Origin of the sequence: Enterobacter cloacae complex sp. S2, assembly GCF_015159675.1 — a bacterium.
Lineage (GTDB): Bacteria > Pseudomonadota > Gammaproteobacteria > Enterobacterales > Enterobacteriaceae > Enterobacter > Enterobacter intestinihominis.
The window spans coordinates 95,273-105,002 of the sequence record NZ_JADDTS010000042.1 but is presented as its reverse complement, the minus strand read 5'-3'; the positions used below and the strand labels follow the sequence as shown (position 1 = coordinate 105,002).

General features: G+C 51.0%; 5 protein-coding genes and 3 pseudogenes. 2 read left to right on the top strand and 6 right to left on the bottom strand.

Features of this window, described 5'->3' with window-relative positions; genetic code table 11:
- A pseudogene (locus IPZ49_RS19465) lies at positions 1–323 on the top strand (DUF933 domain-containing protein); the annotation flags it as partial.
- Between the two features lie 302 nt (positions 324–625).
- On the opposite strand, the gene IPZ49_RS19460 reads toward IPZ49_RS19465, so the two are convergent.
- The 3 genes and pseudogenes from IPZ49_RS19460 to IPZ49_RS19450 form a co-directional block, all read right to left on the bottom strand.
- The gene (locus IPZ49_RS19460; RefSeq protein WP_071992880.1) at positions 626–991 is read right to left on the bottom strand and encodes a hypothetical protein; all 366 of its coding nucleotides are present in this window, start codon (positions 989–991) and stop codon (positions 626–628) included.
- 212 nt (positions 992–1,203) lie between these two features.
- A complete protein-coding gene (locus IPZ49_RS19455; RefSeq protein ID WP_006810924.1) occupies positions 1,204–1,575 on the bottom strand; it encodes a hypothetical protein in 372 nt (123 codons plus the stop codon).
- Positions 1,572–2,777: pseudogene (locus IPZ49_RS19450) on the bottom strand (glycohydrolase toxin TNT-related protein); the annotation flags it as partial. The pseudogene IPZ49_RS19450 and the gene IPZ49_RS19455, both read right to left, overlap by 4 nt.
- Here IPZ49_RS19450 and IPZ49_RS19445 point away from each other — a divergent pair.
- A pseudogene (locus IPZ49_RS19445) lies at positions 2,773–3,176 on the top strand (DUF933 domain-containing protein); the annotation flags it as partial. The pseudogenes IPZ49_RS19450 and IPZ49_RS19445 overlap by 5 nt on opposite strands.
- Positions 3,177–3,698: 522 nt before the next feature.
- Here IPZ49_RS19445 and IPZ49_RS19440 read toward each other — a convergent pair.
- The 3 genes from IPZ49_RS19440 to IPZ49_RS19430 form a co-directional block, all read right to left on the bottom strand.
- Positions 3,699–4,214: a hypothetical protein gene (locus tag IPZ49_RS19440; RefSeq protein WP_058688658.1), complete on the bottom strand. Its 516-nt coding sequence runs from the start codon at positions 4,212–4,214 to the stop codon at positions 3,699–3,701.
- Between the two features lie 649 nt (positions 4,215–4,863).
- Complete coding sequence (locus IPZ49_RS19435; protein WP_058688657.1) at positions 4,864–5,340, bottom strand: hypothetical protein; 477 nt, start codon at positions 5,338–5,340, stop codon at positions 4,864–4,866.
- Entirely contained in the window at positions 5,337–9,728 is a 4,392-nt protein-coding gene (locus IPZ49_RS19430; protein ID WP_063932748.1) for an RHS repeat-associated core domain-containing protein, read from the bottom strand. Before IPZ49_RS19430 ends, IPZ49_RS19435 begins: the two co-directional genes overlap by 4 nt.
- Between the last annotated feature and the right edge of the window lie 2 nt (positions 9,729–9,730).

Here is a 9,730-nt window from a genome sequence, read left to right as displayed (position 1 = left end):
CGTGAAGATTTCATGGCCGAACCGGGTCTGAACCGCGTGATCCGCGCGGGCCATGAGATGTTCAGCCTGCAAACCTACTTCACCGCGGGCGGAAAGAAGTGCGCGCGTGAACCAACCCTGTCGGTGCGACTGTGCCTCAGGCGGCTGGTAAGATCCACTCCGACTTCGAGAAAGGCTTCATTCGTGCGCAGACTATCGCGTTTGAAGACTTTATCACCTACAAGGGTGAGCAAGGTGCGAAAGAAGCAGGCAAGATGCGTGCGGAAGGGAAAGATTACATCGTTAAAGATGGCGACGTGATGAACTTCTTGTTTAACGTTTGATTTTTTTATTGCGTGGCTAAAACACATTGTTTAAGAGTTCTGTTTTCATGCTGGGTTCAAAAGGAATGATATCGGCAGTCACAAGCTTTAACGCCTGAAAAAGATCCTCGCCTAAGCGCTCTTCAAAAGAGTCAAGAATCTCATATTTAGCGAGAATGACACTGCCGTTTCTTGGGATCCGTCTTCCGGAGGCCAGGATAATTCCCCTTTACGCACACCTTTTTAAACCACTTGTTGGAATTATTTATATAGTATCTCTTTTGCCACCGGCTATTGTTATCATTTTTTGGGCTCATTTGATATTAATACGCAGGGCCTGATCGAGACAATGCGTTACGCTTCATATCATAGGAATAAAACCAATCATGCCAGCCATTTTGTTTTACTGGATAACTACAGACAACGACCACTTCATTTGACAGGTTGAATGTTAAGTAATAAAAAGTCGCGCCTTCAGGAGGTGCAGACCAAAATAGTTTTTCGCCATGAGCATTGAAGATGGTCAAAACGGTTGGTAATGATTTTGGTTCGCTTAATGCAAAGACTAACTGGCGTGTAGGATCGACCATAGCGATATCTAAGCGAGGTATGTTTAGACTTATATTTCTTGAACAGTGAATCCATTCGAGCGCGTTGTTTTCTCTAATGAATCTTAAGTAAGCAATCATACATGTCCTAACTGCATAAAATTATCAACCCTTCTAAATATAAATTATATAAGACCCATGTTGAATGATGCTTGATATAATCGAACAATTTATTACGGGAGTGATGATATTTTTATCCCATCCAAAGATTACTCTCAGGTTGTTACCGAAAACCCTAAAATTTGGAGCCTCATCCCAAAGGCATTTTAAATCACATTTAATATAGCAGAATACTAAACATCATTACTATTAAAAACACCTATTAAATAAGATTCATAACGAGCGGGTTGTATCTCTTTATAAGTAAAGATGACAAAAATATCATGGATTCCTTTTGAACATTTTTTTTCTGATATCCTTAGTGGGCTTTCTTTGTATCTATAGCCCGGGATTAAACCATCTGATAACTTTACGCCTCGCATCTTACTTACCATTTTTGTTTTTTTGCAGTCCTCAAGCTTATCAAAACTTTTAGAGTTATATAAACCGAAACGAACGACAGCATCACAACATGGACAGGATATTTCTTTTTCGTTCCTTAAGAAGTCATCTTCAAGCCCATCATGGATAAGTTCTTTTCTTTTCTGAAAATTAATTAAAGTCATATTTTCCTCAAAAAACCATTTTCAATTAGTGCTTCGATCGCTTCGGATGTTTCGTATTGGGTTCCTCTGCCCGGTTGCCCAAACCATGGTATAGCAGGACCACTATCTACCGGCAACGGTTTTAGAACTTCATAAACCGAATATGGTTTGTTTAAAGTATTTTGTTGGAGGGCTCTCCCCTCGAAAGATGATCCCGCAGGGGATATAAACGTACCACTATCGCGGAAACCATCTGCATCGGTCCAACCACCGTAGCGGTCAACTTTTGTACCAGGTTTTAGAGTCGTTTTCGTTGCAGTAATAAATCCACGATTAGGAGGCCAGGCACCATCGCCCATAAATTTCTCTAATGCCGCCCAGTCTTGTTTCTTCCATAACGCGTAGGCCTTAGATGCTTGTGTTCTCGAAGAGAACTGACGCTTATTAGATTTTTTCTGAAACTCATTCCAGTCATTTTTACAACGACTCAACCCCCACGGATCCACCCACCCCAGCGCATTTGGCGCATACTGGTAAAGGTTAATCCCTCCCGCCAGCCCTATCGGGTCCTGCTGCGTAAATCGTCCGCAGTCCGGGTCATAATACCGGAACAGATTGTAGTGCAGCCCTGTCTCACGGTCCAGGTATTGCCCCTGCATACGCAGGTTCTGGGAATATCCTGATACCTGCGTCTCGCTTTCCCGCAGCAGTTTGCCCCAGGCGCTGTTCACGCCTTCCCAGCGCACCTGCCCTTCGATATCCGTCATCCGCTCCGGCGTGCCGTTGGGCTGGCAGTGGAACCAGAAGATTTCCGGGGCATCAACGCCGTCAATACGCGCCAGCGGATCGTAGCTGTCCTGATCGCTGTAGACGTAGGTCAGCGGCACATCACCGTGCACTTCCTGCAACAGCCGGAACCCTTCCCATACAAACCGGGTGGTGACTGGCTTGCCGGTCGGCTGCCCAAACAGCATCTGGCGGCGCGTTTTGCTGATGCGGCGCCCGAGCGGGTCATAGCGGAAGCTGACCTGCGTCTGCGGCCTGTTGCGGTCCCGCGGCTGGCTGATGACCTCCGTCAGGTGGTGCTCGCCGTCATAGCGGTAGTGCCAGCGGGTCTGGCCGTTATCCTTCTCCACGGTACGACCGTGGATGTCATAGCGCCAGCGAATGCCGTTGAGCTGCGTCAGGCGGTTGTGCGTGACCTTCTCAGCAGACTCTTCAAGCGATAAAGGTTCTGTAGTGGTAGCGTTTTGGAACGCGGTTGAATCCGATATCGCTGAAATGAACGACGCCGATCGTGAAGATTTCATGGCCGAGCAGGATCTGAACCGCGTGATCCGCGCGGGCCATGAGATGCTCAGCCTGCAAACCTACTTCACCGCGGGCGTAAAAGAAGTGCGTGGACCATCCCTGTGGGTGTGGGTGCGACTGCGCCTCAGGCGGCCGATAAAATCCACACCGATTTCGAGATAGGCTTTATTCGTACACAGACTATCGTGTTTGAAGACTTTATCACCTACAAGGGAGAGCAAGGCGCGAAAGAAACAGGCAAGATGCGTGCGGAAGGCAAAGATTACATCGTTAAAGATGGCGATGTGATGAACTTCTTGTTTAACCTTTGAGTTGTTTTTAATGGGAAAAAAACCCGCTTGGGCGTGGATTTTTTTTTACATGGTAAAGAGAATGATGTCGGCAGTCGCAAATTTTAACGTCTGAAAAGGGTGCTGGTGTAAACGCTCTGCTGGTCAGGCAAGTCTCTCACCTTTAGCAGGTATACCCCCTTTGCGTACGCCAGTTTCAGGCACTCTTGTCGCTGTAATTTTAATGTTAAATGTGAATTTAGTACGAAGGTCCTGATCTAGACAACGCGTTACGCTTCATATCCCAAGAATAAAACCAATTATGCCAGCCATTTAGTATTACTGTAAAATTACATACATCAACCACTTCCTTTGACTGGTTTAATGTTAAGTAATAGAAAATAGCACCTTCAGGAGATGCAGACCAAAATAGTTTTTCACCCTGAGCGTTGAAGATGGTCAAAACGGTTGGTAACGGCTTTGTCTCGCTTAATACAAACACAAATTGGCGTATTGAATCGACCATTGCATTGTCTAAAAATGGTTTGCCGAAAATATATTTTATCATTTAGCGATCAAAACGCTTCTATGATCAGTTTCATTTTTTATCCAGAAAATTTCATCTTGAGGTAACGATCCATTACTGCAAAAATCAACAAGTTCACCTTGCCAACCATCAGGAACATATTCTTGATAATACATAGTCTCAACATATTCCGAATATAATCTTTTATTATCAAAGTCTATAAATAAATCCGGCATAAGTTCATATATATCCCACCAAATTGTTTTTTGCGAAAGCCTTTTATAAAACTTCTCAGCAATGTCATCCTTATCGTATGAATAGCCATCTTTAATTAAATCATCAATGAATATCTGCGCGTTTTCTTCATTTACAACTGGTATGTCATATCTTTCCTTATGGGTATTCTGTAGGTTTATTTTCACCCCACTTTTCACAAAATCCTCTACCCATTTTACTCTGTCTAAGACCCACATTTCCTTGAACGCAACGAACCAATAAAATCTTCCTTCATACTTAACTATCACAAGGAGTTCGTCATCTTTATTGATATTCATATAGTAACCTATCTTACATTCCCGGAGCCTGGAATCGCTACTTCTTCAAGCCATTCTGCCCATATTGATGGTAATTCATACGACCTACCTGGCGTAGTCGGATCCACGCGTAATGTTTGATTTTTTTATAGAGTAACGAACTTATCCCTTTTGCGCAGATAAAACTCTAGATATTTTTTAGGTCTATCCTGAAACGCACGCTCTTTGCCGTAGTTATAAGCATCGTTAAAATATTTATACGCTTCCTCGAATTGATTGTACTCCTAAAAGACCATGCCGTGATCGATTAAGGATGCCGTTACTATACCCGATCCACTGGTCCGCATTGTCGTCTTCCCCCATTTCTTTGCCTCAGCATAGTAGTGAGAACAAAATAAACACTATACATGCAGGCAGAAAACCGGTTTGGCTCCCATTCGAACTTTCGCTCAGGGAGAGCTTGCCAGTTTTTTTGGTATTGCTCTAAAGTCACGGCATATTTTTTATCATCGTGAAACTTCAACAAAGGAGATAATTTCAGATTCAATTTTAGGGTTTGCAAGGCCTTTCATGGAACAATGTTTCTTGATTGGGAATTCTGGCATTGTTCATACGCAAGCCTTGTTGGAGTCTGCTGCGCTACCCTATAATTCTCCATTTATACTAAATTTTAATCTTTCCATTCTATGTATATACCGCAATCAAAGGATCTTTCATTTGATTGCACTGTTAGCTCACCCCATTCAAAGTTCCATGTAACTCCATAAGGGGGGGGACTTATCTTTACCATTTTCTCTTTGGAAAGTTTATTTTGAATCCAGTCTGTCAGTCTTCTTTCTTCATCTTTAAGGTTTTTTAACGATGCTCTAAGTTCCCAATCTTTAAGTGTTTGATAGAAGTCCCCATCTTTACTTGTAAGAAAAAGAGATGAATTAAATGAAAAAACAGCTGGTCTAAACTCCACAATAAAGTTCTGCCCTTCCCATTCAATATCATCTTTCGCAAAATAAAATTTACCTATCCTAGTGAATTCAGAATGGGCTTTGTAAAATTCAGAAGAAGTAAAATTTTCAAAAGAACTAAGTTCAATCGAGTAGCCATCAATTTTAATGCTTCCATCTTTAAAATTTAATGTCATTTTTTTCATATATCTATCACCTTGCCAGGAATTAATTTACTACGTGCTTCTTCAGGTATATAGAATTGCATCCCTCCACCTTTTCCGTATTGCGGATTCGCATTAGCACGACCACTAGCAACAAATATATCCTCAGAAACATAATATGCCCTAACCTTTGTTCGCAATGGGAAATCTGGATTAAGTTTCACCTGTAACGCTTCATGATATCCTAATGAATCACCTTTATATTGCCTAACTGTAGGATGAGTTACGGTATATGAAGGTAACTGATCACCATTTGGATGTAATGCATAAAGGACTGTTCCTTTTTTAAGCGTTCTGTTCGAGTAACTATCGATTCCTTTATAGTCTTTATTATGAGGGCCTTGCCATTGAGTCGCTTCTTTAGAAGGATCCTTACATTTTCGGCTCAACCCCCACGGATCCACCCACCCCAGCGCGTTCGGCGCATACTGGTAAAGGTTTATCCCTCCCGCCAGCCCTATCGGGTCCTGCTGCGTAAACCTTCCGCAGTCCGGGTCATAATACCGGAACAGATTGTAGTGCAGCCCTGTCTCACGATCCAGGTATTGCCCCTGCATACGCAGGTTCTGAGAATATCCTGATACCTGCGTCTCGCTTTCCCGCAGCAGCTTGCCCCAGGCGCTGCTCACCCCTTCCCAGCGTACCTGCCCTTCGATATCCGTCATCCGCTCCGGCGTGCCGTTGGGCTGGCAGTGGAACCAGAAGATCTCCGGGGCATCAACGCCGTCAATACGTGCCAGCGGATCGTAGCTGTCCTGATCGCTATAGACGTAGGTCAGCGGCACATCCCCGTGCACCTCCTGCAACAGCCGGAACCCTTCCCAGACAAACCGGGTGGTGACTGGGTTACCGGTTGGCTGTCCGCCCACCATCTGGCGACGCGTTTTGCTGATGCGTCGTCCGAGTGGGTCATAGCGGAAGCTGACCTGCGTCTGCGGCCTGTTGCGGTCCCGCGGCTGGCTGATGACCTCCGTCAGGCGGTGCTCGCCGTCGTAGCGGTAGTGCCAGCGGGTCTGGCCGTTATCCTTCTCCACGGTGCGACCATGGATGTCATAGCGCCAGCGAATGCCATTCAGCTGCGTCAGGCGGTTGTGCGTGACCTTCTCAGCAGAGCCTTCGAGCGGGTTACCGGCTGCATCCCAGCGCCACTGCTCCTGGCCGGGCAGCGTGCCGTCCTGAACCAGCAGACGTCCGGCGCTGTCATACTGCCAGCGGTACCAGCTGAACGGGTTATCGTCACGCTCTTCGCGGACCAGGTTATTGCGATAGTCGTAATCCCAGCGGCGGGACCAGCGGCGCGGCGACGGGCGCTGGGCATTGCCGGTAAAGACGTCCCGGCGATGCAGTCGGCCAAGGCGGTCATATTCGCTGCGTGTGGTTAGCAGCCCCTGCGTACGGCTGGTTTCACGGTGAAGTTCGTCGCGGGTAAAGTCGGAGACCGAAAGCTTATCAAGCGCGATGCTGAGCAGATGCCCGCTGCCGTAGTAGAACTGTTTCAGCTCCCGGCCATCGGGCAGCGTGACGGAGGTGCGGTTACCCAGCGCGTCATACTCCCACGCCAGCTCCCCGTGTTCGCCCGTTTCGCGCGTGACGCGCCCGAGCGCGTCATACTCAAACACAAGCTCCTGCTCGGCCTCGGCGCTCCAGGCATCGGCTGAAAGCGCGGGATGCAGCCCAATCCGGCTCAGAAGGCCGGACGGGGTGTAGTGGTAGCGGGTCTGCCCCTCCGGCGTGGTGCGGGCGACCAGCTGGCCGCTCGCGCTCCAGGCGAAGGCATGGGTAATGGCCTCCGGATGTCCGGCGGCAAAGGTGCGCGCTATCGTACGCCCGCAGGCATCGTAGCGATACTGCGAGGCCACGCCATCCAGCCCCACCTCTTCCAGCAGCAGCGAGTCTGCGCCCCAGCGGAACTGATACGCTTCGCCGTTTTCGTTTTCCAGGGCAATCAGACGCCCGCGGCTGTCCCAGCGGCGGCGCACCTCTTCACCCTGCGTATTACGGGTGGCGGTTAAGCGCCCTGCCTCGTCGTATCTGAACTCGCTCTCTTTCCCGTCGGCGCCCGCATGCTTCACCGGCAGGCCACGTTCGTTCCATTTGAGCGACTCGGTCCAGCCTTCTGGTCGGTCGAGCTGCACCGGACGCCCCGCGGCGTCGTAGCGGTAACGCGTCTCTTCGCCGTCGGCGCTTATCTCAGCCACCAGCCAGCCCAGCGGATGATAACGGTATTGTGTCACTCGGCCCGAACAGTCCGTCGCACGCACCATCTGCCCGGCCTCGTTGTACTCCTGGTAACGGCTGTTCCCGGCGGCATCGACTTCTTCCACAACCTGACCAAACTCGTCCCGACGCAGCAGCGTGGTCTGCCCCATCGGATCCACCACGCGTTTCAGTCCGTGATGTTCGTCATACAGGAACCGGGTGGCGCTACCGTCGGCTTCGATGATGGACGCCGGAAGCGCACGGTGCTCCAGCCAGGTGGTGGTGCGGGTATTGCCGTCGGCGTCGATCTCCTGCACCCGGTTGCCCATCTCGTCATAGACGAAGGTAACGGCATTACCCAGCGGATCGATGCGACGCGTGAGGAGTTCGTTGTCATCCCACTCGTAGCGCCAGTTCTCACCGCGCTCGTCAACGTAGCGAACAATCAGGTTTTGCGCGTTCCAGTAATGCTTTCGCGTCTGACCGTCGTAGTGATCGACGGTCGTCAGCCCGGCGGCTAAATCGTAGCTAAAGCGACAGCCGTCGCCGGTGCTGGTGCGGTTTTCCACCACGCGCCAGTGGTCGAATTTTTGCCAGCGGTATTCGCTCTCCAGCCCGCCCGGCAGACGGTGCCAGACCATCAGGCCATCATCGTTATAACGGTATTCACGGGTAACCACGCCGGAGGCATCCGTTGCGCTGGCCAGCTGGCCGCGCGCGTCATACCCCCACTGCATCAGCGGCCATGTCTGGTTGCCGTCAAAATGGCTGGCAGCGGTAACGCGCTGCGGGAAACGTTCATCGTCATAGCGCAGGGTGACATCGATCGCCCGCGGCTCATCGTGCAGACCGACCAGCCGCCCGTGCTCATCCCATTCAGTCAGCAGCGCGTTGCCGTATTCGTCGCTGAGGGAGGCCAGGCGCAGGATGGAGGGGTTAGCGCGGGTCGGTTTATACAGACGCCACACCGCGCCGTCATCGTCGGCTATCGCCACGTCGCCGCTCTCATTGCGGCGGATGATAATGCCTTCGCTGATGCTGTAAAACGCGCGGTTGACCGGCGGCAGCTCGAAGCTCAGCTCGCGCCCGGTTTCATCGAACCAGGTGGCGTTGTTTTCTTCCAGCGTCAGATAGCTGTCAAAGGTGGTAGCCCAGCCCAGACCAAACAGCCCTTCGCGGGTGGTCAGGCTGTTGTAGCTGCGCTGCCAGCGCAGTGGAAAGCGCCCCGGCAGCGAGAAATCGAGTTCGTCGTCGTCATTCAGCACCTTCACGCCGGTAGCGGCATGAACCGGGTGCGAGGAGCCGAACACGGCGTTGACGGCCATATCAGCCAGCATCCCGCCACCGGCAGCAGCCAGCGCGCAGGGCATGTTTTTCAGGATCTTGCCTGGCCGCCCGCGCAGCAGGGAGAGCGCAATCATCCCCAGCGCCAGACCCGGCGTTTTGCCGCTTTTGATGTCGCGGACCGTGAGCGTGTCGCCGCCGATGATCACGTTCGGGGATACGTCGTCGGAAACGGTGCCCTCGCAGGTGGTGCGATCTTTTGCGCGCACCGCAGGCTGTCCGTTGATGAAGACGCTTTTCGAGCCTTCCGCCAGATACTGTGGCCCGGAGTGTTTATCACACGCCACCTTGTCTTCTTCCAGCGGCGAGGTCCCCGCGGCGGCAGAGGCGACGCTGGGCTGCCACATCTCGCTGCCGAACTGTCCGGCAGCGGAGAGCAGCATACCCGCATAGTCGGCAAAGCTGCCCGGCGACTGCGGCTCAGGGGACGGGGTATCGGCAGGCGTTAACGTCCCGGCGGCGCGTGCAGCGGGAAGTTTATTTGTCAGAACATTGCTCGAACCGGTGGTGATTTTGCCCGCGGGCGACGGCGGGAAAAGCGCGTTACCCAGCCCTTCAGCGGCGTTGCTGATATCGTCGGTGATCCCGGCGACGTTCGCCAGAACCCCGCCGATAATGCCGCTCAACAGACAGCTGGATCCAATTGCCGCCACGCCTGCTGCTGCGGCCCCGGCTCCCAGCAGTGGGGCCGCGACGGTCGCTGCCGCGCCCACCGCCGCGCCAATCACCGCATAGGCAGCGCCTTCCGCCACAATGCTGGTAATATCAGCAAAAATGCTGGAGTGAATAATCTCGTCGCCCTTACGGGCCGCGTTGTTATCGCTCATGC